General features: G+C 69.0%; 26 protein-coding genes and 1 pseudogene. 16 read left to right on the plus strand and 11 right to left on the minus strand.

What is annotated here, in order from left to right; genetic code table 11:
• The first annotated feature begins 64 nt into the window (after positions 1-64).
• The 5 genes from ispH (at position 65) to HCC78_RS21500 (ending at position 3,719) form a co-directional block, all read left to right on the plus strand.
• On the plus strand, positions 65-1,015 hold the full coding sequence (ispH, locus tag HCC78_RS21480) for a 4-hydroxy-3-methylbut-2-enyl diphosphate reductase (protein WP_172330847.1): 951 nt from the start codon (positions 65-67) through the stop codon (positions 1,013-1,015).
• Positions 1,012-1,488 (plus strand): DUF3429 domain-containing protein, encoded by a 477-nt coding sequence (locus HCC78_RS21485; RefSeq protein ID WP_172330848.1) that lies wholly within the window; start codon positions 1,012-1,014, stop codon positions 1,486-1,488. Before ispH ends, HCC78_RS21485 begins: the two co-directional genes overlap by 4 nt.
• Positions 1,485-2,084 (plus strand): class I SAM-dependent methyltransferase, encoded by a 600-nt coding sequence (locus tag HCC78_RS21490; protein ID WP_172330849.1) that lies wholly within the window; start codon positions 1,485-1,487, stop codon positions 2,082-2,084. The genes HCC78_RS21485 and HCC78_RS21490 overlap by 4 nt, the downstream gene beginning before the upstream one ends.
• On the plus strand, positions 2,077-2,526 hold the full coding sequence (gene rnhA / locus HCC78_RS21495) for a ribonuclease HI (protein ID WP_172330850.1): 450 nt from the start codon (positions 2,077-2,079) through the stop codon (positions 2,524-2,526). The genes HCC78_RS21490 and rnhA overlap by 8 nt, the downstream gene beginning before the upstream one ends.
• An 83-nt stretch (positions 2,527-2,609) precedes the next feature.
• A complete protein-coding gene (locus HCC78_RS21500; protein WP_172330851.1) occupies positions 2,610-3,719 on the plus strand; it encodes an SGNH/GDSL hydrolase family protein in 1,110 nt (369 codons plus the stop codon).
• Positions 3,720-3,779: 60 nt separating this feature from the next.
• Here HCC78_RS21500 and pnp read toward each other — a convergent pair whose 3' ends face one another.
• The 3 genes from pnp to HCC78_RS21515 form a co-directional block, all read right to left on the minus strand.
• The gene (gene pnp, locus HCC78_RS21505; protein WP_172330852.1) at positions 3,780-5,921 is read right to left on the minus strand and encodes a polyribonucleotide nucleotidyltransferase; all 2,142 of its coding nucleotides are present in this window, start codon (positions 5,919-5,921) and stop codon (positions 3,780-3,782) included.
• A gap of 283 nt (positions 5,922-6,204) precedes the next feature.
• Complete coding sequence (locus HCC78_RS21510; RefSeq protein ID WP_216671253.1) at positions 6,205-6,426, minus strand: hypothetical protein; 222 nt, start codon at positions 6,424-6,426, stop codon at positions 6,205-6,207.
• A 126-nt stretch (positions 6,427-6,552) separates the two neighbouring features.
• Entirely contained in the window at positions 6,553-7,887 is a 1,335-nt protein-coding gene (locus HCC78_RS21515; RefSeq protein WP_172330853.1) for a formimidoylglutamate deiminase, read from the minus strand.
• Positions 7,888-7,983: 96 nt separating this feature from the next.
• Between HCC78_RS21515 and hutI the strand changes: the two genes are divergently transcribed.
• From hutI to HCC78_RS21550, 7 genes are all read left to right on the plus strand, one after another.
• Complete coding sequence (hutI, locus tag HCC78_RS21520; RefSeq protein ID WP_172330854.1) at positions 7,984-9,171, plus strand: imidazolonepropionase; 1,188 nt, start codon at positions 7,984-7,986, stop codon at positions 9,169-9,171.
• On the plus strand, positions 9,171-10,700 hold the full coding sequence (hutH, locus tag HCC78_RS21525; protein WP_172330855.1) for a histidine ammonia-lyase: 1,530 nt from the start codon (positions 9,171-9,173) through the stop codon (positions 10,698-10,700). Before hutI ends, hutH begins: the two co-directional genes overlap by 1 nt.
• Positions 10,700-11,491 (plus strand): N-formylglutamate deformylase, encoded by a 792-nt coding sequence (gene hutG, locus HCC78_RS21530; protein ID WP_172330856.1) that lies wholly within the window; start codon positions 10,700-10,702, stop codon positions 11,489-11,491. The genes hutH and hutG overlap by 1 nt, the downstream gene beginning before the upstream one ends.
• A 16-nt stretch (positions 11,492-11,507) precedes the next feature.
• The gene (gene hutU, locus HCC78_RS21535; RefSeq protein ID WP_172330857.1) at positions 11,508-13,205 is read left to right on the plus strand and encodes a urocanate hydratase; all 1,698 of its coding nucleotides are present in this window, start codon (positions 11,508-11,510) and stop codon (positions 13,203-13,205) included.
• 66 nt (positions 13,206-13,271) lie between these two features.
• Complete coding sequence (locus HCC78_RS21540) at positions 13,272-13,922, plus strand: flavin reductase family protein (protein ID WP_172330858.1); 651 nt, start codon at positions 13,272-13,274, stop codon at positions 13,920-13,922.
• Positions 13,919-14,398, plus strand: a complete 480-nt coding sequence (locus HCC78_RS21545; protein ID WP_172330859.1) for a HutD family protein — start codon at positions 13,919-13,921, stop codon at positions 14,396-14,398. The genes HCC78_RS21540 and HCC78_RS21545 overlap by 4 nt, the downstream gene beginning before the upstream one ends.
• Before the next feature lie 86 nt (positions 14,399-14,484).
• Entirely contained in the window at positions 14,485-14,961 is a 477-nt protein-coding gene (locus HCC78_RS21550; RefSeq protein WP_172330860.1) for a hemerythrin domain-containing protein, read from the plus strand.
• 9 nt (positions 14,962-14,970) lie between these two features.
• On the opposite strand, the gene HCC78_RS21555 is transcribed toward HCC78_RS21550, so the two are convergent.
• The 8 genes from HCC78_RS21555 to HCC78_RS21590 all read right to left on the minus strand — a co-directional run bounded on the left by HCC78_RS21555 (position 14,971) and on the right by HCC78_RS21590 (position 21,520).
• The gene (locus HCC78_RS21555; RefSeq protein WP_172330861.1) at positions 14,971-15,912 is read right to left on the minus strand and encodes an L-lactate dehydrogenase; all 942 of its coding nucleotides are present in this window, start codon (positions 15,910-15,912) and stop codon (positions 14,971-14,973) included.
• A 77-nt stretch (positions 15,913-15,989) separates the two neighbouring features.
• A complete protein-coding gene (locus HCC78_RS21560) occupies positions 15,990-16,718 on the minus strand; it encodes a UTRA domain-containing protein (RefSeq protein WP_172330862.1) in 729 nt (242 codons plus the stop codon).
• A 49-nt stretch (positions 16,719-16,767) separates the two neighbouring features.
• On the minus strand, positions 16,768-17,691 hold the full coding sequence (locus HCC78_RS21565) for a LysR family transcriptional regulator (RefSeq protein WP_172330863.1): 924 nt from the start codon (positions 17,689-17,691) through the stop codon (positions 16,768-16,770).
• Positions 17,691-18,419 carry a UTRA domain-containing protein gene (locus HCC78_RS21570; RefSeq protein ID WP_172330864.1) on the minus strand — a complete coding sequence of 243 codons (729 nt, stop codon included), beginning with the start codon at positions 18,417-18,419 and terminating at the stop codon, positions 17,691-17,693. Before HCC78_RS21570 ends, HCC78_RS21565 begins: the two co-directional genes overlap by 1 nt.
• Positions 18,419-19,207 (minus strand): amino acid ABC transporter ATP-binding protein, encoded by a 789-nt coding sequence (locus HCC78_RS21575; RefSeq protein ID WP_172330865.1) that lies wholly within the window; start codon positions 19,205-19,207, stop codon positions 18,419-18,421. Before HCC78_RS21575 ends, HCC78_RS21570 begins: the two co-directional genes overlap by 1 nt.
• Before the next feature lies 1 nt (position 19,208).
• On the minus strand, positions 19,209-19,868 hold the full coding sequence (locus tag HCC78_RS21580; RefSeq protein WP_172330866.1) for an amino acid ABC transporter permease: 660 nt from the start codon (positions 19,866-19,868) through the stop codon (positions 19,209-19,211).
• A 112-nt stretch (positions 19,869-19,980) separates the two neighbouring features.
• The gene (locus HCC78_RS21585; RefSeq protein WP_172330867.1) at positions 19,981-20,625 is read right to left on the minus strand and encodes an amino acid ABC transporter permease; all 645 of its coding nucleotides are present in this window, start codon (positions 20,623-20,625) and stop codon (positions 19,981-19,983) included.
• Positions 20,626-20,695: 70 nt separating this feature from the next.
• Positions 20,696-21,520 (minus strand): transporter substrate-binding domain-containing protein, encoded by an 825-nt coding sequence (locus HCC78_RS21590; RefSeq protein WP_172330868.1) that lies wholly within the window; start codon positions 21,518-21,520, stop codon positions 20,696-20,698.
• Between the two features lie 254 nt (positions 21,521-21,774).
• Between HCC78_RS21590 and HCC78_RS21595 the strand changes: the two genes are divergently transcribed.
• The 4 genes and pseudogenes from HCC78_RS21595 to HCC78_RS21610 all read left to right on the plus strand — a co-directional run.
• Positions 21,775-22,569, plus strand: a complete 795-nt coding sequence (locus tag HCC78_RS21595; protein ID WP_172330869.1) for a DUF6635 family protein — start codon at positions 21,775-21,777, stop codon at positions 22,567-22,569.
• Positions 22,570-23,081: 512 nt separating this feature from the next.
• Positions 23,082-23,291 carry a twin transmembrane helix small protein gene (locus tag HCC78_RS21600; RefSeq protein WP_172330870.1) on the plus strand — a complete coding sequence of 70 codons (210 nt, stop codon included), beginning with the start codon at positions 23,082-23,084 and terminating at the stop codon, positions 23,289-23,291.
• Positions 23,291-23,863 (plus strand): cob(I)yrinic acid a,c-diamide adenosyltransferase, encoded by a 573-nt coding sequence (locus HCC78_RS21605; RefSeq protein WP_172330871.1) that lies wholly within the window; start codon positions 23,291-23,293, stop codon positions 23,861-23,863. Before HCC78_RS21600 ends, HCC78_RS21605 begins: the two co-directional genes overlap by 1 nt.
• 239 nt (positions 23,864-24,102) lie before the next feature.
• A pseudogene (locus HCC78_RS21610) lies at positions 24,103-24,195 on the plus strand (electron transfer flavoprotein subunit beta/FixA family protein); the annotation flags it as partial.

The raw sequence follows: 24,195 nt of genomic DNA on the forward strand, positions 1-24,195 counted from the left end.
CAAGTCCGCGGCCCGGCCTTATGATCCGGTCATGGATTGCCATGACCCAGTGACCGGATTTCCCATGCAGACCCAGCCTCTCACCCTCTATCTTGCGGCACCGCGCGGCTTCTGCGCGGGCGTCGACCGCGCCATAAAGATCGTCGAGCAGGCGCTGGAGAAATGGGGCGCGCCGGTCTATGTCCGGCACGAGATCGTCCACAACCGCTATGTCGTCGACGAGCTGCGCGCCAAGGGCGCCGTCTTCGTCGAGGAGCTCGACGAATGCCCCGACGACCGTCCGGTGGTGTTCTCCGCGCATGGCGTGCCGAAATCGGTTCCGGCCGCCGCGGCACGGCGCCAGATGCTCTATGTCGACGCAACCTGCCCGCTGGTCAGCAAGGTCCATATCGAGGCCGAGCGCCATGCCGAATCCGGGCTGCAGATCATCATGATCGGCCATGCCGGGCATCCCGAGACGATCGGCACGATGGGCCAGCTGCCCGAGGGCGAGGTCCTGCTGGTGCAGACCGTCGCCGACGTGGCCGAGGCCGCGCCGCGCGACCCGGAACGCCTGGCCTTCGTCACGCAGACGACGCTTTCGGTCGATGACACGGTGGACATCGTCGCCGCCTTGCGCGCCCGCTTCCCCGCGATCATCGGGCCCCACAAGGAAGACATCTGCTACGCCACCACCAACCGCCAGGAGGCGGTGAAGGCCGTCGCGCCCAAGGTCGACGCCCTGCTGGTGGTCGGCGCGCCGAATTCCTCCAATTCGAAGCGGCTGGTCGATGTCGCCCGCCGCGCCGGCTGCGGCTATTCCCAGCTGGTCGAACGCGCGGACCAGATCGACTGGCGCGCCCTGGAAGGCGCCCGCGCCGTGGGCATCACCGCCGGGGCCTCCGCACCCGAGGTGCTGGTCAACGAAGTGGTCGACGCCTTCCGCGCCCGCTACGACGTGACGCTCGAAGGGGTCGAAACCGCCACCGAGCAGGTCGAGTTCAAGATCCCGAGGGTGCTGCGGGAGCCCGCATGAAGGACACCTACGGCATCCGGAACGGACACATCCCGCCGCCCGCGCTCTGGCTCGGGCTCGCCGGGCTGGCGCCGTTCTTCTGGGGCCTGGCGACGGGCATCTCGCCCGCGCTCTTCGATTTCGGACTGGCCACGCTCGGCCCGCGCTTCGTCGGGCTGCACCTGCAGGTCGCCTACGGCACGATCATCCTCGCCTTCATGTCCGGCGCGCTCTGGGGCTTCGCCTCGCGCAGCGACGGGCCGCGGCGCAATGCCGGGCTGGCGCTCAGCACCCTGCCCGCGCTCTGGGCCTTCCTCTTCGTCGGCGGCGGCGCGGAACATGCGACGGTGGTGCTGATCGCGGGCTTCGTCGGGCTGCTCGGGCTCGACATGCTCTTCGAGCGCTACGGGCTGACCCCGGCCTGGTGGATGAAGCTGCGCAACCTGCTGACGCTGCTGGCCGTCGCCTGCATGACGGCGGGCCTGCTGGCATGAACAGCCGCCCGGATGCGGAAACCATCGCGCTCTACGACGCGCAGGCGCGCGAATACGGCGACCGCTTCGGCGGCACCAAGCCCTATCCGCGGCTGGAAGCCTTCCTCGACCAGGTCCGTCCCGGCGGGCGCGTGCTAGACCTCGGCTGCGGACCCGGCCACGCCTCCGCCCGGATGCGCGAGCGCGGCTTCGTCCCGGTGCCGCTCGATGCCTCCGGAGGCATGGCGGCCGAGGCGGCCAGGCGCTACGGGCTGGACGTGACCGTGGCCGATTTCTCGGCCATCCCCGGCCTCGGACGGTTCGACGGCGCCTGGGCGCATTTCAGCCTGCTCCATGCCGACCCCGCCGACCTGCCGGGCCATCTCGCCGACATCCATGCCGCGCTGGACCCAGGCGCGCCCTTCCTGATCGCGATGAAGACCGGGACCGGCACGGCGCGCGACCGGATCGGCCGGCGCTATGCCTATGTCGGCAAGGAGCAGCTGGCCGATCTGCTGGCCCGGGCCGGGTTTTCCGGGCTGGAGATTGACACCGGCGCGGATGAGGGGTTTGACGGCACCCTCTCCAATTTCGCGATCGTGACAGCCCATGCCTGACCTCTTTGCCTATACCGACGGTGCCTGCAGCGGAAATCCCGGCCCGGGCGGCTGGGGCGCGATCCTGATCGCCCGCGAGGGCGATACCGTGCTGAAGGAGCGCGAGCTGAACGGCGGCGAGCCGGACACCACCAACAACCGGATGGAACTGCTGGCCGCGATCTCGGCGCTGGAGGCGCTGAGCCGCCCCAGCAAGCTGACCGTCGTCACCGACAGCGCCTATGTGAAGAACGGCATCACCCAGTGGATCGAGGGCTGGAAGCGCAAGGGGTGGAAGACCGCCTCGAAGGCGCCGGTGAAGAATGTCGACCTGTGGCAGCGGCTCGACGAGGCGCGGAAGCGGCATGACGTGACCTGGGACTGGGTCAAGGGCCATGCCGGACATCCCGAGAACGAGCGCGCCGACGAGCTGGCCCGCGCAGGCATGGCCCCGTTCAAGTAGCGCCGGCACCGCCGAAAGGCGGAGATTGGCGGCGCAGCGTTCCATGTTACCTTGGGGCACCTTTTCCATAGGGGAGCCCTTTCATGGCCAATGCCTTTTCCGCCCCGCTTCTCGCCTGCGGCCTCGCCCTGCCGCTCTCCCTGCCGCTGGCCGCTGCGTCCCTGCCTCCGGGATACGACTCGGTCGTGGTGCTGGGCGACAGCCTCAGCGATACCGGCAATCTCTACGCCGCAACCGGCAACGCCTATCCGCCCCCGCCCTACAATGGCGGGCGCTTCACCGGCGGCGACACCTATGTCGACATCCTTGCCGCAGCCTGGGGGCTCGACGGCTCGACCCTGGCGAACTTCGCCTTCGGCGGGGCCGCCGCCGTCACCGATCCGGGCGACCTGGTGATCGATCTCGGCGAGCAGATCCTGCAGCTTGCCGGCAGCGGCTTCGCCGTCGGCGCCAGCCCGCTGACCGTCATCAATATCGGCGGCAACGACGCCATTCGCGGAGCGGCGGCGGCCGGAGGCATCGCCGCCTACGGGATCGGCGGCATCGCCGGGGACGGCAGCAATCCGGCATTGGTCGCCGCGGCCGAGGCCGCCGCCGAACAGGCCGGGATCGATGCGGCAGACGCGGTCGCCGCCAGCATCACTGCCCTCTATGTCCTCGGGATGGACGGCTTCCTCGTCTACAATCTAGCCGATGTCGGCAACAGCCCGCGCTATGCCACCCCCGACGCATTGGGCATGAACCCCGATACCGGCGGCAGCAACGGCGCCTATGCCACGATCGCCACGGACGCCTTCAACACGCAGCTGGCCACGCAGCTGGCCGCGCTCAAGGGGCTCGGCCTGACGATCTACGAAGCGGACGCGGCCGCGCTTTTCGCCGACATCCTGGGCAACCCCGGCGCCTACGGGCTGATGGACGGCACCAGCGCCTGCGGCACGCTCTCGGGCTTCGCCGCGGCCGGGCTCGCCCTCTACGATTTCAGCAGCCCGGTCTGCGACGAGAGCGATCCGGCGGGCATCACCGCCCCCTATTGGGACGGCGTGCATCCCAACCAGATCCTGCACGAGCAATACGCGGCGCTGGCGCTGTCCGTCCTGCCGATGGCCGAGGTCCCCGCGCCGCTGCCGGTGCTGATGCTGGGCAGCGCGCTGGCCGGACTGGGCGTCTTCCGCCGCCTGCGGCGGGCCTGAAACGCGAAACCCCCCGGCCGATGGCCGGGGGTCCGAAAGCTCAGGGCTTGGAACCGGGGATCACTCCTCGGCGTCCGCCTTTTCCTTGGCCAGCTCTTCGCCGGTGGCCTGGTCGACCATCTTCATGGCGAGGCGCACCTTGCCGCGGTCGTCGAAGCCCAGCAGCTTGACCCAGACTTCCTGGCCCTCTTTCAGGACGTCGGACGGGTGGTTCAGGCGGCGGTTCTCGATCTGGCTGACATGCACCAGGCCGTCGCGCTTGCCGAAGAAGTTCACGAACGCGCCGAAATCGACGATCTTCACGACCTTGCCCTTGTAGACCTTGCCCTCTTCCGGCTCTGCCACGATCGAGTAGATCATGTCATAGGCCTTCTGGATGGCTTCGCCGTTGGCGGAGGCGATCTTGATCACGCCGTCGTCGTTGATGTCGACCTTGGCGCCGGAGGTTTCCACGATCTCGCGGATGACCTTGCCGCCCGAGCCGATCACTTCGCGGATCTTGTCGGTCGGGATGGTCATGGTCTCGATGCGCGGGGCGTGCGCCGAAAATTCCTGGCGGCCTTCCGACAGCGCCTTGGACATCTCGCCGAGGATGTGCATCCGGCCGTCCTTCGCCTGGGCGAGGGCCTGCTCCATGATCTCGGGGGTGATGCCCGCGACCTTGATGTCCATCTGCAGCGAGGTGATGCCGTCAGCCGTGCCCGCAACCTTGAAGTCCATGTCGCCGAGGTGGTCCTCGTCGCCCAGGATGTCGGTCAGGACGGCGAACTGGCCGTCATCTTCCAGGATCAGGCCCATGGCGACGCCGGCCACCGGCGCCTTCAGCGGAACGCCCGCATCCATCATCGACAGCGAGCCGCCGCAGACGGAAGCCATCGAGGACGAACCGTTCGACTCGGTGATCTCCGACACGACGCGGATCGTGTAGGGGAAGTCGGTCGCAGCCGGCAGGACGGCCTGCAGCGCGCGCCAGGCCAGCTTGCCGTGGCCGATTTCGCGGCGGCCCGGGGAGCCGACGCGGCCCACTTCGCCGACCGAGTAGGGCGGGAAGTTGTAGTGCAGCAGGAAGTTCGAGCGCGAATTGCCGTGCAGCGCGTCGATGATCTGCTCGTCCTCGCCGGTGCCCAGCGTGGTCACGACCAGGCCCTGGGTCTCGCCGCGGGTGAACAGCGCCGAGCCGTGGGTGCGCGGCAGGATGCCGACTTCCGACACGATCGGGCGGACGGTGGAGCGGTCGCGGCCGTCGATCCGGGCGCCGCCGGCGATGATGTCGCCGCGCAGGATTGAGGATTCCAGCTTCTTGAAGGCGGAGCCGAGGTTCGCGTCGGCCAGCTGCTCTTCGCTCAGCTGCGCCTTGATCGCGTCGCGGGCAGCGGAGATCGCGGTGGTGCGTTCCTGCTTGTCCTTGATCGCGAAGGCTGCGCGCATCTGGGTCTCGCCCGCTGCCTTCACGGCGGCGTAGAGCTCCGAATAGTCCGGCGCCTGGAAGTCGAAGGGCTCTTTCGCCGCCTCTTCCGCCAGCGAGATGATCGCGTCGATCACCGGCTGCATGGCATCATGGCCGAATTTCACGGCGCCCAGCATCTCGGCTTCCGACAGCTCGTAGGCTTCGGATTCGACCATCATCACGGCCTTCTTGGTGCCCGCGACGACCAGGTCCAGACGCTGGTCCGGCTTGGTGCGCAGGTGGTCCATGTCGTCCACGGCCGGGTTCAGCACGTATTCGCCGTCGACGAAGCCGACGCGCGCCGCGCCCACCGGGCCCATGAACGGAACGCCCGAGATGGTCAGCGCCGCGGAGGCCGCGATCATCGCGACGATGTCGGGATCGTTGACCAGGTCATGGCTCAGCACGGTGCACATCACGAGCACTTCGTGCTTGAAGCCCGGCACGAAGAGCGGGCGCATCGGACGGTCGATCAGGCGCGCGGTCAGCGTTTCCTTCTCGGACGGGCGCGCTTCGCGCTTGAAGAACCCGCCGGGGATCTTGCCCGCTGCGTAGTATTTTTCCTGGTAGTGGACGGTCAGAGGGAAGAAGTCCTGCCCCTCTTTCGCTGCCTTGGCGAAGGTCACGTTCGCCATGACGCTGGTTTCCCCCAGCGTGGCGATCACGGTGCCGTCCGCCTGGCGCGCAACCTTGCCCGTTTCCAGGGTGAGCGTCTCATCGCCCCACTGGATGGATTTCTTGACTTCGTTGAACATCGGCTATCCTGTCTGAGACCAATGGGCCCTCCCATCGATCCCGTTTCATATGGCGGCCCCATTGCCGCCGGCCCCTGTCATCTCTGCACAACGCCGGGGCCCCTGCGTCACGTCTCAGATTGCGCTGCAATACAGGAGAATGCGCTGCGCGGAAAGCGCAAAGGTGTTAACGCGCCCGGCCGGCAGGCCACTGCCGAAACGCATCCGGCGCCCTGCGGATATGCCGCGGGCGCCGGGTGGCGGCGGAAAGGGGCCATCCCTTTCCGCTATGTCAGGCCGCAGATCAGATGCAGGCGCTGTTGCGGAAGACGTGCTCGACCAGCTTCTCGCGGCGCAGGCCGCGCTCGGCCAGCTCGGCATCGGTCATGCGCTGGAGCTTCTCCAGCTCCTTGAAGCGCGGATTGGCTTCGGCCATCCACACCAGGCCGCGGCCGAAGGCTGCGAAGGCGTTGACGAGACCCGCGAAAAGACCCGGGCGGTGAGAAATCGTTGCTGCGTGTGCCATCTGGAACTCCGTGAGTTTGCAACTATCGGGGTTCCTCCCTTGCCCACCTACCTAGGCCATGGCGCGTTCTGCAACCACCGCCAACTCGGCAGTGCCGCGTTGCAGCATATGCATGGGCGAAAGATTCTATCGCGCCAGAACCCGGTTCACGACCTTTGCATACCGGGCCGCCACCGCGTCCCGCGCGCGGTGCCGTCCGCCGGTCACCACATGCCGTCCCTGCGCCCAGAGTTCGCCCACCGCCAGGTCGCGCCCGAAGATCCAGCGGTCGAGCATCTGCGGCCCGGTCACGTCCAGCCCCAGCGGGTCCTCCAGCGCCGCCAGATCCGCGGCAGCGCCCGGCGCGATCTGCGGCGCGTCCGCGCCCGTCGCCTGCGCCCCGCCGGCCAGCGCCCGCAGGAACAGCTGCTCCCCGGTCGAGCCCTGCTCGGCGGCCAGCGCGTTGCGTTCGCGATGGATCAGCCGCTGGCCGTATTCCAGCACGCGCAGTTCCTCGGCCAGGCTGATCCGCACGTTGCTGTCCGTTCCGATGCCGAAGCGTCCGTCCTGAGCCAGGAAGTCCGGCGCCGGGAAGAAGCCGTCGCCCAGATTGGCCTCTGTCACCGGACAGAGCCCCGCCACCGCGCCGCTGGCGGCAATCCCCGAGACCTCTTCGGCAGTCAGGTGGGTGGCATGGATCAGGCACCAGCGCGGGCCGACCTCCGCCATGTCCATCAGGTACTCGACCGGACGGCGGCCGCAGAAGGCCAGGCAGTCGTCGACCTCCTTGACCTGTTCGGCGACATGGATATGCACCGGGCGGTCCGGCAGCGCCTCCGCGAGGACGGCCAGATCCTCCGCGCTTGCCGCGCGCAGCGAATGCGGCGCATAGCCGACGACATCGCCCTCGCGCCGCATCCCGTCGCAGGCCTCGACCAGCCGCAGGAACGCGTCGCGGCCATGCAGGAAGCGGCGCTGCCCCTCCACCGCCGGGGCCGGACCGAAGCCGCCATGGGCATAGAAGACCGGCAGATGCGTGAGCGCGATGCCGGTTTCCTCCGCCGCGGCGAAGATCCGCGCCGACATCTCGGCCGGATCGGCATGGGCGGTGCCGTCCGGCGCGTGATGCAGGTAGTGGAACTCGCCCACCCGCGCATAGCCCGCCTCCAGCATCTCGACCTGCGCCATGGCGGCGATCGCCTCCGCTTCCTCCGGGTCCAGCGTCAGCGCGAAGCGGTACATCATCTCCCGCCAGGTCCAGAAGCTGTCCCGCCCCGGCCCGCGCGCCTCGGTCAGTCCGGAGAATCCGCGCTGGAACGCATGGCTGTGCAGGTTCGCCATGCCCGGCACCAGGCAGCCGACCCGCAGCCCCGCAGGCGCCGCGCCCGGCGTCACGCTTGCAATCCGGCTGCCCTCCAGCACGACCGCCACGTTTTCTGCCCAGCCATCGGGCAGAAGCGCCCGCTCCGCAAAGATTTCCATGCCCGTTCTCCGCATCAGGTCCTCAAGGGGCTTCCCAGCCCCTCCTTCATTATGTATATACTTATTGAAACAGCCTGGGAAGCCGGAACGGGGAAGATGCGGAGAATTTGGACAAATGCCCGTGTGATCACGGGGCTTTCGGACGAAGTGGCGCCGGAGGATCTGGAGATCCTGACCGAGTCGGGCCGCATTCTCGAGGTAGGGGCGAACCTGCCGCGCGACAGCGCCGAGGTCACCGATTGCGGCGGCGCGCTGCTGACGCCGGGGCTCGTGGACTGCCATACCCATCTGGTCCATGGCGGCGACCGCGCCTTCGAATGGGAAATGCGGCTCGACGGCGCGACCTATCAGGAGATCGCGCAGGCGGGCGGCGGCATCGCCTCCACCATGCGCGCCACGCGGGCGCTTTCGGTGGACGAACTGGTGGACACCGCCCTGCCCCGGCTCGACCACCTGCTGGCCGAAGGCGTCTCCACCGTGGAGATCAAGTCGGGCTACGGGCTGGAAATCGAGGCCGAACTGAACATGCTGCGGGCCGCGCGGCGGCTTGGGCAGCTACGCCCGGTGCGCGTGATCACAAGCTGGCTCGCCGCCCATGCCCTGCCCCCCGAATACAAGGGCCGCGGCGCCGAATACATCGATGACATCGCCATTCCCGGTCTTGAACGGGCCCATGAAGAGGGCCTGGCCGATGCGGTGGACGGGTTCTGCGAGGGCATCGCCTTCTCGGCCGCAGAGCTGGAGCCGCTCTTCGCCCGCGCCGCCGAGCTGGGCATTCCCGTCAAGCTCCATGCCGAGCAGCTGACCCACCAGGGCGGCACCGCCTTCGCCGCCGGGCACGGCGCCCTGTCGGTGGACCATCTCGAATACGCGACCCCGGCCGATGCCGCCGCGATGGCCGCCGCGGGCTCGGTCGCCGTGCTGCTGCCCGGCGCCTACTACATGCTGCGCGAGGAACAGGTACCGCCGGTCGCCGCCTTCCGCGCGGCCGGTGTCCGCATGGCGCTGGCCACCGACTGCAACCCGGGCACCTCGCCGATGACCTCGCTCTTGATGACCATGAACATGGGCGCGACGCTCTACCGGCTGACCGTGCGCGAATGCTTCGCCGCCACCACCCGCCACGCCGCCGCCGCGCTCGGCCTCTCGGGCGAGACGGGTGTGATCACAAAAGGCGCCTCTGCCGATTTTGCGCTGTGGAACGCGGAAAGCGTCGCGCAGATTGCCAACCGCATCGGCTTCAACCCGCTGAAAGCGCGGGTCTTCAAGGGAGACTTCGTCTGATGGCCGTCATCCTCACCCCCGGCAAGGTCGACCTGAAGGCCCTGGCCGGCATCTACTGGCAGGGCACCGCCGCAACGCTGGACCCGGCCGCAATGCCCGCGATCGAGGCCGCCGCCGCCCGCATCGCCCAGGTCGCCTCCGGCAAGGACCCGGTCTACGGCATCAATACCGGCTTCGGGAAGCTCGCCTCCATCCGCATCGCCGCCGATGACGTGGAAACGCTCCAGCGCAACCTGATCCTCAGCCATTGCTGCGGCGTCGGCCAGCCGCTGGCCCCGGCCATCGTCCGGCTGATCCTGACGCTGAAGCTGATGTCGCTGGGCCGCGGCGCCTCGGGCGTGCGTCCCGAGCTGGTCCGGCTGCTCGAGGGCATGCTCTGGGCCGGCGTGATGCCGGTGATCCCCGAAAAGGGCTCCGTCGGTGCCTCGGGCGACCTCGCGCCGCTGGCGCACATGGCCGCCGTGATGATGGGCGAGGGCGAGGCCTTCCTCGACGGCGAGCGCCTGCCGGGCGCCGAGGCGCTGTCCCGCGCCGGGCTGTCGCCGGTCGTGCTGACCGCCAAGGAGGGGCTGGCGCTGATCAACGGCACGCAGGTCTCGACCGCGCTGGCGCTGGCCGGACTGTTCCGCGCCACACGCGCCCTGCAGGCGGCCGTGATCACGGGCGCGATGTCCACCGATGCGGCGATGGGATCGACCGCCCCGACCCGCCCCGAGATCCACACGCTGCGCGGCCATCAGGGCCAGATCGACGTGGCGGCGTCCCTGCGCGCCCTGCTCGACGGGTCGGAGATCCGCGAATCCCACCGCGAGGATGACGAGCGCGTGCAGGACCCCTATTGCCTGCGCTGCCACCCGCAGGTCACCGGCGCCTGCCTCGACCTGCTGCGGCAGACCGCGGTCACGCTGGAGATCGAGGCCAATGCCGCGACCGACAACCCGCTGGTCCTGTCCGACGGTTCGGTGGTCTCGGGCGGCAATTTCCACGCCGAGCCGGTCGCCTTCGCCGCCGACCAGATGGCGCTGGCGATTGCCGAGATCGGCGCCATCGCCCAGCGGCGCATCGCGCTTCTGGTCGATCCCGCGCTGAATTACGGCCTGCCGGGCTTCCTGACGCCCGCGCCGGGGCTGAATTCCGGCCTGATGATCGCCGAGGTGACGACCGCAGCGCTGATGAGCGAGAACAAGCAGCTCGCCCATCCGGCAAGCGTCGATTCCACGCCGACCTCCGCCAACCAGGAGGACCATGTGTCGATGGCCTGCCATGGCGCGCGGCGTCTGCTGCAGATGACCGAGAACCTCAACTACATCCTGGGCGTCGAGGCGCTGACCGGGGCGCAGGGCATTGCCTTCCGCGCGCCTCTGGCCACCTCGCCCGCGCTCGCGAACGTGATCGCGGCGCTGCGCCAGGAGGTGCCGGAGCTCGGCGCCGACCGCTTCATGGCGCCCGATCTGGAAGCCGCGGGCCGCCTGATCGCCGAGGCCACGCTGACCGCCGCCTGCGGCCAGCCCCTGCCGGAGGTGTTCTGATGCATCCCGTTACCGTCACCCGCGGCGACAGCCCGCTGGTCCTCGGCTTCCCCCATACCGGGACCTACGTGCCGGAGGCGATCCGCGCGCAGATGAATGACGAAGGTCGGCTGCTGCGCGATACCGACTGGCATATTGACTCGCTCTATCGCGACCTCGTGCCGGGCGTGACCGCGGTGCAGGCGAATTTCCACCGCTACGTGATCGACGCCAACCGCGATCCGGCGGGGGTCAGCCTCTATCCCGGCCAGAGCACGACGACACTTGTCCCTACGACGACCTTCGACAATGCGCCGATCTGGGAGACCGAGCCCGATGCCGCCGAGATCGCCGTGCGCCGCGACCACTGGCACGCCGCCTATCACGCCGCGCTCGAGGCCGAGCTGCAGCGGGTCAAGGCGATCCACGGGGTCGCGATCCTATATGACTGCCACTCGATCCGCTCGGTGATCCCGTGGCTCTTCGAGGGCGTGCTGCCGGATTTCAACATCGGCGACAACATGGGCGAGACCTGCGATCCGCGGATCACGGCCGCCGTGCGCGCCCGCTGCGACGCCTCCGGGCGGACCGTGGTCACCAACGGCCGCTTCAAGGGCGGCTGGACCACCCGGCATTACGGCCGCCCCGGCGACGGCCTCCACGCGGTGCAGATGGAACTGGCCCAGTCCTCCCACCTTGCGACGGAGGAACCGCCCTTCGCGCTCGATGCGGACAGGGCCGAAAGCCTCCGCGCCACGCTCAAAGCCATTCTCCAAGACCTGATCGACCTCGCGCCGTCCCTCGCGCGCTGAGCTGAAAGGACATCCGATGAACAATCCCCGCCACAACATCCGCGACGTTTTCCCGCCTGTCGGTCCCGAACTGAACGCCAAGTCCTGGCTGACCGAGGCGCCTCTGCGCATGCTGATGAACAACCTCCACCCGGACGTCGCCGAGAACCCGCACGAGCTGGTCGTCTATGGCGGCATCGGCCGGGCGGCGCGCACCTGGGAGGATTTCGACGTGATCGTCGAGAGCCTGAAGGATCTGGAGGTGGACGAGACGCTGATCGTGCAGTCCGGCAAGCCGATCGCCATCATCCGCACCCATGCCGACGCGCCGCGCGTGCTGATCGCGAACTCGAACCTCGTGCCGGAATGGGCCACCTGGGAGCATTTCAACGAGCTCGATAGGAAGGGCCTGATGATGTACGGCCAGATGACGGCCGGCAGCTGGATCTACATCGGTGCGCAGGGCATCGTGCAGGGCACCTACGAAACGTTCGCCGAGGCCGGCCGCCAGCATTACGGCGGCGACCTGAAGGGCAAGTGGATCCTGACCGGCGGCCTCGGCGGTATGGGCGGCGCGCAGCCGCTGGCGGCGGTGATGGCCGGGGCCTGCTGTCTCGCCGTCGAATGCGACGAGACCCGCGCCGATTTCCGCATCCGCACCCGCTATTGCGATGAGAAGACCCGCGATCTCGACGAGGCGCTGGCGATGATCGAGCGCTGGACCAAGGCGGGCGAAGCGAAATCCGTGGCGCTGATCGGCAATGCCGCGGAGGTCTTCCCCGAGATCCTGCGCCGGATGGAGGCGGGCGAGGCGCTGCCGAACGGTCGGCCGGACATCGTCACCGACCAGACCTCGGCCCATGACCCGTTCCGCGGCTACCTGCCCGCGGGCTGGAGCGTCGCCGAATGGCGCGCGCGGCAGGAGTCGGAGCCCGAGGCAGTGGCGAAGGCGGCGAAACAGTCGATGAAGGCGCATGTCGCGGCGATGGTCGGCTTCTGGAATGCCGGCGTGCCGACGCTGGATTACGGCAACAACATCCGCCAGATGGCCAAGGAAGAGGGGCTTGAGAACGCCTTCGCCTTCCCGGGCTTCGTGCCCGCCTATATCCGCCCGCTCTTCTGCAAGGGCATCGGCCCGTTCCGCTGGGCGGCGCTTTCGGGCGATCCCGAGGACATCTACAAGACCGACCAGGCGATGAAGGAGCTGTTCCCCGAGAACGCGCATCTGCACCGCTGGCTCGACATGGCGCGCGAGCGCATCGCCTTCCAGGGCCTGCCGGCACGGATCTGCTGGATCGGACTGGGCGACCGCCACCGCGCAGGACTGAAATTCAACGAGATGGTGGCCTCGGGCGAGCTGAAGGCGCCGGTAGTGATCGGCCGCGATCACCTCGACTCCGGTTCGGTGGCCTCGCCGAACCGCGAGACCGAGGCGATGCGCGACGGCTCGGACGCGGTCAGCGACTGGCCGCTGCTGAACGCGCTGGTGAACACGGCAAGCGGGGCGACCTGGGTGTCGCTGCACCATGGCGGCGGCGTCGGCATGGGCTTCTCGCAGCATGCCGGCGTGGTGATCTGCGCAGACGGCACGCCGGAGGCGGCCAAGCGGCTGGAGCGCGTGCTGTGGAACGATCCGGCCTCGGGCGTCTGGCGGCACGCAGATGCGGGCTATCCGGAGGCAATCGAATGCGCCCGCGCCAACAAGCTGCGCCTGCCGCGGATCCTCGGGAACTGATCCCGGCCCGCAAGGCATGACAGGACGGAGGGCGGCCGCGCCCTCCGCCACGCAAGGAGAGACGCGATGCATTACGCCCCCGGCAAGGATCCCTGCCCGCTGCCCTTTTCGCCCTTCAAGGCCTGCACCGTGCCGCGGCCGATCGGCTGGATTTCCACCGTCAGCCGCGGCGGGATCGCCAACCTGGCGCCCTACAGCCAGTGGCAGAACCTGACCTTCGACCCGCCGCTGGTGATGTTCTCGGCCAACCAATATCCGGACGGACGGCGCAAGGACACGGTCGTGAATGCCGAGGAGACCGGCTGGTTCGTCTGGAACATGGCGACCTATGCTTTGCGCGAGGCGGTCAATGCCTCCGCTGCCGCGCTGCCCTCCGAGGCGGACGAGTTCGAGGCGGCAGGCGTGACCAAGGCCGCCTGCATCGACGCGCCGGGCCCGCGGGTCGCCGAAAGCCCCTGCCAGTTCGAGTGCCGCTACCTGTCGACCCACCGCCTGCCCGGCAATTCGCCGGTCGGCAGCATCGACATCGTCTATGGCCAGGTGGAGCGGATCCATGTCGCCGATGACGTGATCGGCCCGGAAGGCAAGCTCGACGTCGCGAAGATCGAGCCGCTGGCGCGGATGGGCTACTATGACTACGCGGTGATCCGCGAGACCTTCGAGATGCGCATCCCCGGCAGCGCCGCTGCTGCCGACGGGCTGGAGGGCAAGGCGTGACGCCCGGCCCGCAATGGCGCGCCGCCACGCGCGAATTCGAGCCGTGGAAGAACGGCGGCGGACGGACGGCGACGCTGGCGAGCTTCCCCGGGGGGGCGGGGCTCGGCAGCTTCCAATGGCGGATCAGCCTGGCGGTGATCGATGCCACCGGGCCTTTCTCGGTCTTTCCCGGCGTCGAGCGGCTCTTCACTCCGGTCGCGGGCGATCCGGTGATCCTGACCATCGGCGGCAACGCGGTCACCGCCGCCCCTGGCATCGATCCGCTGCGCTTCGGCGGCGCGGCGGCGGTCCATGCCGAGGTCACCGGCGGGCCGCTGACCGTGCTGAACCTGATGTGCCGCCCGCCCTTCCGCGCCATGGTCTCGCGGGGCATGCTGCCGCCGGGCGCGCATTGGCAGGGGGCGCTGTGCCTTGGCACGCTCGATCTGGCGGAGACCGCCGCCGGTCCGTCCCTGAAGATGGGCCTCTACCGCTGAGGGCCGGCGGAACATGCATCTCCGATGGGCGGAACCGGCGCGGCGAGAGGAACGTTGCCGCTCCGACAGCCAGAACGGAGACCGACATGACCTCGATCTACGACGCCATCAGGGCCGACCATGACAAGCACCGCGAGCTGCTCGGCAAGATCGCCGGAACCTCGGGCGACACCGCCGAGCGCCGCGACGCCTGGCGGGCCTTCTACCGGGACATCAAGTCCCACTCCGCCGCCGAGGAAGAGACCTTCTATTCCAAGCTGATGTCGCACACCTGGGGCCAGGACGCGGCGCGCCACTCCGTCCACGAGCATGCCGAGATCGATGAAATCCTCGAGGAGCTGAACGGGATGGACATGGCCTCGCCGGGCTGGCTGACCCGCTTCAAGACCATGAAGCACGATTACGAGCACCACATGGACGAGGAGGAGGACGAGGTCTTCGCCCGCGCCCGCGAGGTGATCGGCAAGGAGCACAACGACACCTTCGGCAAGGCCTTCCTGGCCCGCAAGGAGAAGGAAGCCGGTCTCGTCGAGGAGAAGAAGGAAGACCACCTGGCCGACTGAGCCGCGGGCTCAGAGCGGCGTCACCGGCACCGCTTCGAGCGTGTCCTTCAGGAGCCGCGCGCTGTCCCCGAGCGCGCGCTCTTCCTCCGGCGACAGCAGCGGCATCAGCCCGGCGATCACGCCGGACTTTCCCAGCACCCGCGGCAGCGACAGCGGCACGCCGGCCACCCCGGCCACCATCGGCGTCAGGACCGACACCGACTGCACCGAATGGTCGTCCTTCGCCACCGCTTCCACCAGCCGGGCCAGCCCCGCGCCGATGCCGAACCAAGTTGCGCCCTTTCCGTCGATGATCCGGTAGGCAGCGCGGCGCACCGCTTCGTCGATTTCCGCCCGCGCGGCCTGGGTCAGCGGACGGCCGAGCTGCTCGCCCGCGGCCTCCAGCGTCAGCGAACCCACGCGCGCCGAGGACCAGGCCAGCACCTCGCTGTCGCCATGCTCGCCCAGAACGTAGGCGTGGACCGAGCGCGGCGAGAGGCCGAGATGCCGGGCCAGCAGGTCGCGGAACCGCGCCGTGTCCAGCACCGTGCCCGATCCGATCACGCGCGAAGCCGGCAGCCCGGTCAGCCGCTGGGTGATGCCGGTCATCACGTCCACCGGATTCGATGCGATCAGCAGAAGCGCGCCCGGCGCAACCGCCATGCATTCGCCCAGAACCGCACGGAACACCTCGGCATTCCGCGCCAGCAGGTCGAGGCGGCTCTCGCCCGGCTTCTGGCCGACGCCCGCGGCAATCACCAGCAGTTCGGCGCCGTCGAGCGCCGCGTAGCCGCCCGCGCGGATCTCGGTCGATGAGGCAAAGGGCATGGCATGGGAAATGTCGTCGGCCTGCGCCTGCGCGACCTTGGCGTCGCGGTCGACCAGCACGATTTCCCGCGCCAGCCCGTCCAGCGCGATCGCATAGGCGGCCGTCGCGCCCACCGCCCCGGTTCCGATGATGCCGATCTTCATCGCGTGTCCTCCCTGCGGATGCAGGACCATGATACCGCTATCATCCGCCCTTCCGGCTGCGTCACGCAAGCGCGGGATCAGCCCTCCGCCGGGCGCGGCTCGAATTCGGCAACAAGCTGGTGGGCATGGCCGGGATAGCTGAGCCTGACCCAGGTGACCCAGTCGCCCTCGATCCGGGTCAGGCGGACGATTTCCAGACAGGCCTCGCCCGGTTCCAGAGCCAGCTTGCGCGCCAGAGCGGCATCGGCATTGACCGCCCGGATGCGGTGCTGCGCCCGGCTCCAGGGGATGGTGTGCAGCAGCCAGCCGCCCGGCGACTGCGCCGAGAAATCCTGGCGCAGCACGCCCGGCGCGCGCTCGGGATGGATCAGGCGGGTTTCCAGGCAGAAGGGCCGGCCGCCCGCGCGGTGCAGCCCCTCGAGCCGCAGCACCCGCTGGCCCTCGGGGGCCTCCAGCATCGCGGCCTCGTCCTCCGACAGGCCGCGCTCCTCCTGCGCCAGCAGCTCGAACCGGTGCTCCTGGCCGAGCGAGCCGACCTCCTCCTCGATGTCGGCGATCTCGACGACGGCGGACTGGGTGCGCGGCTGGGCGACAAAGGTGCCGCGCTTCTTGCGGCGGATGAGGAAGCCCTCCTGCGCCAGCCGCGTCAGCACCTTGTTCATGGTCATGCGCGAGACGCCGAAGGCCTCGGCCATCTCGGTCTCCACCGGCAGCTGGTGGCCGGGCGGCCAGCCGCCCGAGACGATTCGCCCGCGCAGCTCTTCGGTGATGGCGGCATGGCGGCTCTGGCGGCGGTCGGCGGTCATGGGGCTCCTTCCCGGGGTCGCCGCAACATGGCAGCAAAGCCGTTCCGGTTCAAACCCCTGCCCAGTCGTCCAGCCGCGCCTGCTGGCGGCGGCCGCGGGCGATCAGCCAGTCGCGCAGCCGCGCCGCGCCGGGGTGGCCCAGCACGTCTCCGCCCCAGACCAGCCCGTAGGGCACCGAAAGCCGCAGCGGCAGGCGGAAGGGGATGACCAGCCGGCCCTGGGCAAGTTCCTCCTCCATCATCGACAGCTGGCCTAGAACCACCCCCTGCCCCGCGGCGGCGGCATCGATCGCTGTCGCGGTCAGCGCGAAGCTCATCACCGGCGCGGCGCCGGGCGGCAGGCCGAGGCCGTGGAGCGCAGCCCAGCGGGCCCAGGAGGGCGGCTCGACCGCGGCGAAGCGCGGCCCCCAGGCAATGTCGAGCCGCGGCAGGGCGAAGAGGTCGCCGGGCGAGGACAGATCCGCGGCCAGGGCGGGGGCGCAGGCGGGCACGGCGAGGTCTGTGAACAGCTCGGCATGGCGCTCGGTCCGCGGCGGCGCGCCGAAGACCATGCGGAAGGCAGCCCCGTCCTGCTCCGGCTCCGCCTCGCTTGCGGTCAGCCGCACCGGCAGGTCCGGCGCCTCCTGCGCCCAGTCATAGAGCGTCCGGCCCAGCCATTTCGCGGTCAGCGTCGGCAGGCCCGAGACCACCAGCGGCGCATCGGCACGCGCCCCGGCCAGCACCTGCTCGGCCCCCGCGAGGACCGACATGCCGCGGCTGAGCTCGGCTTGGTAGAGCCGCCCCCAGCGGGTCAGCTCCAGCCCGCGGCCGCGCCGCTCCAGCAGCTGCACGCCCAGATGCGCCTCCAGCCGCTTGACCTGCTGGCTGACCGCGCCGGAACTGACCGACAGCTCCGCCGCGGCGGCGGCGACCGAGCCGGTGCGCCCCACCGCCTCGAAGGCCTCCATCGCGCGGAAGAGCGGCAGGCGGGACATCAGGCGGTGGACGGGGTGAAGCGCGCGGTCAGCCGGTGCAGATGGCCGGGATAGAGGAAGCGGACGGCGGTGACCGGCTCGCCCTGCTTCCAGGTGCGGCGCGAGATGGCGAGGCAGGGCGCGCCCTCGGCGATGCCCAGCCGCCCGGCCTCGGCCGCATCGGCGGCAACGGCGGCAATCTGGTTCTCCGCCGCGCTCCACGGCACGTGGTCGAGCAGCCAGAGCCCCGGCGCGGCCGCGGCGAAGGGCTCCGCCTCGGCCTCGGGCACGCTGTCGAGGAAAATCAGGCGCTCCTCCAGCGAGAAGGGCCGGTCGTCGGAACGGTGCAGGCAGAGCACGTCGAGCACCGGCGACTCCTCGGGGGCGTCGTAGCGCGCCGCCTCCTCGAAGCTCAGCCGGCGGAAGGCGCGGGCCAGGATCTCGTGGCAGTAGCGGCCGCCCAGGGCCTCGACATCCTCGCGCACGTCGTGGATTTCGAGGATCGAGACATGGGATTTCTGCGGCAGCACCACGGAGCCGACCCGGCGGCGGCGGCGGATCAGCCCGGCCTGCGCCAGCTGGGTCATCACCTTGTTCACGGTCATCCGCGAACAGCCGTAGGTATCGCTCAGTTCCAGCTCGGAGGGAACCTGGTGCCCCGGCGGCCAGTCGCCCGAGAGGATCTTGGCTTCCAGGTCCCCCAGGATGGTGTCGTGCAGCGACTTCGAAGTTTCCGGCGCCTGCTCCATCACCGCAGCATCTGCGCCCCGCGGTCCAGATAGGTGTCGAGGAACTGCTCCAGACGCGGATGGCGCGGCGCGGCGAACACCGCCTCCGGCGTGTCGTGGAACAGCAGCTGGCCATGGTCGAGGAAGCAGACATTGTTGCCGACCGAGGCGGCAAAGCCGATCTCGTGGGTGACGACGACCATGGTCATGCCTTCGTCGGCCAGCGCGCGCATCACGTTCAGCACCTCGCCGGTCAGCTCGGGGTCGAGCGCCGAAGTCGGCTCGTCGAAGAGCATGATCGTCGGATCCAGCGCCAGCGCGCGGGCGATGGCGACGCGCTGCTGCTGGCCGCCGGACAGCTGGCTTGGATAGTGCCCGGCGCGGGCCTCCAGCCCGACCTTGACGAGCTGCGCCATCGCGCGCTCCTCGGCATCCTTGCGGCTGAGCCCCCGCACCCGGCGCAGCGCCATCGACACGTTGCCGAGCGCGGTCATGTGCGGCCACAGGTTGAACTGCTGGAACACCATGCCGATCTTCGATCGGGTCCTGCGCAGCTCGGCCGCGGTCTGGCGACGGCGCTTGCCGTCCTTCTCGGAAAAGCCCAGCGGCTCGCCCTCGATTTCGATCATCCCGGCGCTGGCTTCCTCGAGGAAGGCCATGCAGCGCAGCAGCGTCGACTTGCCGGAGCCCGAGGGCCCGATCAGGCAGGACACCTGGCCGCGCGGTACCTCCAGGTTGATGTCCTTCAGGACCAGCGTCTCGCCGAAGCGTTTCGACACGTTGCGGACGGAAATGGCGGGCTGGGTCATGTCAGGCACTGTAGGTTGAGAGCCGGCGTTCCGCGACGCGGCCGAGGAAATTGGCAAGCTCCACCAGCGCCCAGTAGACGAGGGCGAGCACGACGATGGACTCGACGAAGGCATATTGCTGCGAGCCGATGGCCTGCACGGTCATGGTCATCTCGGGCACGGTGATCAGCGACAGGAGCGCGGTCTCCTTCAGCAGGATCACGGCCATGTTCATCGACGGCGGCAGCACCAGGAGCGCCATCTCGGGCAGCTGGACATGCAGGATGGTCTGGATGCGGGTGAGGCCCACGCAGTCGGCAGCCTCGGAATGGCCCGGCGGCACCGACTGGAAGCCCGCGCGGAAGATTTCCGCGTAATAGGCGGCGCCGTAGACTGAGAGGCCCAGCAGGCCCGCCGCGATCGGGTCGAGCCGCAGGCCGATATAGGGGCCGCCGAAATACAGCAGGAATATCTGCACCAGGAAGGGCGTGCCGCGCAGCACCTCGACCGGAACCGACAGGACGAGGTCGGCGAGGCGGCCGCCATAGCGGCGGGCGGTGGCGACGAGGAAGCCGAGCGCCGCGGCCAGGATCGTGCCCGCGACCCAGATCAGGATGGTGACGCCCAGGCCCGCGAGGATCTGCGGCCCCTTGGCGAGGATGACGGCGAAATCGAAGCTCATGGGCGTCCACCCGCAGAAAGTTCGGCGCTGCGCCGAGCGCAGGATTTGGCACGGGCGCCGGTCCGGGGCGCACCCCGTTCCCCGGGGATCGTCCGGATCATGCCGGCGGCGCTCATTTCGCGGGCAATCCCGGCAGGGCCGCCTCGGCGCGGCGCCCGGCGATGGCGACGATCCAGTTGATCGCCAGGTAGATCAGGCCCGCGGAGGCGAAGATCGGCAGCGGCATGTAGGTAGAGGCCGCAAGATTCTGCGCCATCTTGGTCAGCTCGATCATGCCGACGACGGAAACCAGCGAGGAAGATTTGAGGATCAGGATCGCCTCGTTGACCAGCGCCGGAAAGGTCAGGCGCAGCGCGATCGGGGTGCGGATCCAGATGAAGCTCTGCACGGGCGAGAGCCCGGCCATCTCGGCCGACTCGATCAGCCCGCGCGGCACGCCCTCGAACCCGCCGCGCAGGTTCTCCGCCTGGTAGGCGGCGGTGCAGAGCGACAGGCCGATCAGCGCGGTTGCCAGGCTCGACAGGCTGATGCCGATGGCGGGCAGCAGGTTGAAGATCAGCAAGAGCTGCACCAGGAGCGGCACGCCCCGGAAGAAGGAAATGAAGATCCGCGCGAACCAGACCAGCGGGCCGATGCCCGACATCCGCATCGCCGACAGGCCGATGGCGAAGGCGAGGCCGAGCAGGATCGAAGTGACGCTGACGAAGATCGTCATCAGCGAGGCCTGCAGCAGCAGTTCGAAGAGGGTCCAGGTCATGGGAGGGTCCGCGGGAAACTGCGGCGCGGCGGGGGAGAGAAGGAAGGCCCCGCCGCGCCGCTGCCGGTGATCAGATGTTCGGATCGGTCACGTAGTCGGGCATGTCGAAGGTCGTGCCGAACCACTTCTCCTGCAGCTTCGCCATGCGGCCGTCCTCTTTCATCGCCAGCAGGATCTCGTCGATCTTGTCCATCAGCGAGGCGTATTCAGGCTCGATCCGGCCCGGATAGCCGAAATAGGTGGGCGTGCCGAAGGCGGGCTTCACGACCTTGAAGACCTCGGGGCGCTGGCTGGCCACGAAGGCGATGTTCGGCAGCGAATTCGCAACGGCCTCGATCCGGCCCGCGGCGAGATCGGCATAGGACTCGTTGAAGGACACGTATTCCTTGATGTCCGAGGGCGGGGCCGGCAGCGTCGCGGCGAAGTCCTGCAGCTGCTTGAGCTGCGCGGTGCCGGTGCCGGAGCCGACCGGCTTGCCCGCGATGTCCTCGGGCGTCTCGATCTCGCATTTCGCGCAGGCCAGCAGCGCCACGGTCGCCTCCGCGATCGGCGAGGAGAAGCGGTAGCGCTCCATGCGCTCCTTGGTGATGGTGGCCGGACCCGCGACGACATCGAAACGGCCCGCTTCCAGGCCGGGCAGAACCCCGGTCCAGTCCAGCGTGATCCATTCCAGCTTCACGCCCATTTCCTTGGCGATTTCCTCGAAAACCTCGACATTCAGGCCGGTATGGGTGCCCGCGTCGATGTAGTCGAACGGCGCGAAGGCTGTTTCGGTGCCGACCTTCAGCACGCCCGCGTCCATCACGCGCGCCAGCGCGTCCTCAGCCTGCGCTGCCAGCGCGGAGCCGAGGGTCAGAGCCGCCCCGGCCAGTGCCGCGAAAATCTGTTTACGCATGTCCTTGCTCCCTGTGCGCCCCCTGCGGGGCCTGTCGTCTGTCGATGTCCGTCGGCCCCGCGATGGGCCAGCTCTTTTGTGTATACAAATATCGGAAAGCGACAGGGGCGATCGCGATGCCCGCCCGCCCCGGCGCCATATGCCTGATATATGAGCGGATGTTCGCCGACCAGCCCAAATCCGCGCCACTCACTTTTCTGCCAGCCCCGACGATGGCCCTGCAAGGGCCGCATTGCCGTGCTAGCATAGCCGCCATGTCCAAGTCCGAGTCCCCCCTTCCCCCGGAGGCCGAAGCGCAGATCCGCGCCTTCATCCGCCGCAATTTCGGCCTGCGCGGCACGCTTTCGCTGCACCGCCACGCGCTTGGCTGGGACCTGCTGCGCGCGCCCGCCAACGTGCTTCTGGCCGGGCTCGCCTTCCTCGTGCGGGTGGCGATCTGGCTGCTCCACAAGATCGGTTTCAAGCGCGCGGGCGCCCGTCTCGGCCGCATCCGCCTGGCCTTCCCGACCGCGCTGTCGCGCGAGATCGACCGCCGCCTGCGCGAGGAATTGCTGGCACCGCTGGGGCTGCTGCCGGAGGAAACCGCGCTGCGCAGCTATGCCGAGGTCCGTGCCGCCACCGGCGAGATGACCGCCACGGCCAGCGCCATCGGCACCGGCGCCGCCTTCAAGACATTGACCCCGGGGGTGATTTCGCTCGCCCCGCTGATCGCCGGGGTGATCGCGCAATCCGCCGCCATCGCCGCCTTTCCGCTGGGCGGCATGTTCGGCGCCTGGTGGTACGGCGTTTTCCCCGCCCGCCCTGATCCGCAGCTGATCGCGATCTGCGCCGTCGCGCTGATGACGGTCTTCGCGCTGGTCTCCACCTTCGCCGGGCTCGTCACCGACCCGCTGCAGGCCCTGCTGGGCATCCACCGCTGGCGGCTGCGGCGCCTGGTGGCCGCGCTGTCCATGCCCGGGCGCGGCATGCCCACGCCCGAACACGGCATCGCCCGCGCCGGCGACCTGGCCGACATGGCGGTCAACCTGAAGAGGTTCTGGACCGGCTGATCCGGCAAAAAAGGTCACAGGGGTTGCCAGACCGCCGACTCAACCCCTATATAAGGTCCACACAGAGACGGCCCCACCGCGCATGTTGCGCACGGGACGGTCGCCGGGGCCCAGTCCGCGCATGCCGCGCCGTGTCTCCGGTTCAAAATCAGTCAGGCCAGACTTGTTCACCGGCAGGCGAAAGCCAGCCCCGGGGAACATTCCGTTCTTGCCTGGCGCACGCAAGAAGAAAGGAGACACCCATGCCCATGAGCGACGAAGAGCTCGAACGCCGCATCGAAGAGCTCAACAACTCCGGGATGACCCTTGCCGCGAAGGCGCTGATGCGCGAACTGAGCTACCGCGCCAAGCGCGCCGCGGCTGCCTGAGGCAGCGGCATCTCCGGATCGGCTCCGGTCCGGAAGTTTGAGGAAAGGCGGGCAGATGGCCCGCCTTTTTCCGTTCCGGGCCAGTTTGGCATTCGCTTTCGCGCCCGATCCGGATAGATCCGGTACCAGATCCGGGAGGTTCACATGGCCAGAGATCCGCTATTCCTGCTCGCTGCCGCCGCCTGCCTGGCGGTGCTCGTCATCCTGATGATCGGCGTCGGCGGCTTCTCGCGCGGGGGCGAATTCAACCGCAAGCACGGCAACCGGCTGATGCGCTATAGGCTCGTCGCCCAGTTCGTCGCGGTGCTGCTGATCCTCCTCTTCGTTGCAGTCCGGGGAGGCATTGGCCACTGATGGTCGTTCTCAACAAGATCTACACCCGCACCGGAGACGGCGGGAACACCGCGCTCGGCAATGGCAGCCGGGTGCCCAAGCACGCGCTCAGGGTCGAGGCCTACGGCACCGTCGACGAGACGAATGCCACGATCGGCATGGCCCGCCTGCATGCCGAAGGCGAGATGGCCGCGCGCCTGGCCGCAATCCAGAACGACCTCTTCGATCTGGGCGCCGACCTGTGCCGGCCCGACATGGCGAGCGATGCCAGTGCCGAGTATCCGCCGCTGCGCATGGTCCCCGCCCAGGTCGACAGGCTCGAGGCCGAGATCGACGCGATGAATGCCGCGCTGTCGCCGCTGCGCTCCTTCATCCTTCCGGGCGGCTCGGCGCTGGCCGCGCATCTGCACCTGTGCCGCACCGTGTCGCGCCGCGCCGAACGGCTGACCGCCGCGCTGGCCTCTGAGGACGAGGTGAACCCGGCGGCGCTGAAATATCTCAACCGTCTTTCCGACTGGTTCTTCGTTGCCGCGCGCGTCGCCAACGCCAATGGCGCCGACGACATTCTCTGGGTGCCGGGCGCCAACCGCTGAGATCGCGGCGGGCGGCCGGGAATCGGCTGCCCCGCCGGATCTGCCGCAACGGCAGGCACCGTTAGCGCAATCCCGTCGAAACCTTGCGGAAGCTTTGCGGGAATATTCCGCCCGGCCGCCAGACGTGACGTTTTGTTGGCATCCTACGACGAATTTACGCTGTTTCTCTGCGGTGCAGCCCTATAACACGTCCCCGACGTGCCCGGGTACCAGCCGGGGGGAATAACAGGAGTAGGCCGATGAAGATCCTCGTGCCCGTCAAGCGGGTGATCGACTACAACGTGAAGGTCCGCGTGAAGGCGGATGGCAGCGGCGTCGATCTTGCCAATGTC

The organism is Mangrovicoccus sp. HB161399 (genome assembly GCF_013184745.1).
Taxonomy (GTDB): domain Bacteria; phylum Pseudomonadota; class Alphaproteobacteria; order Rhodobacterales; family Rhodobacteraceae; genus Mangrovicoccus.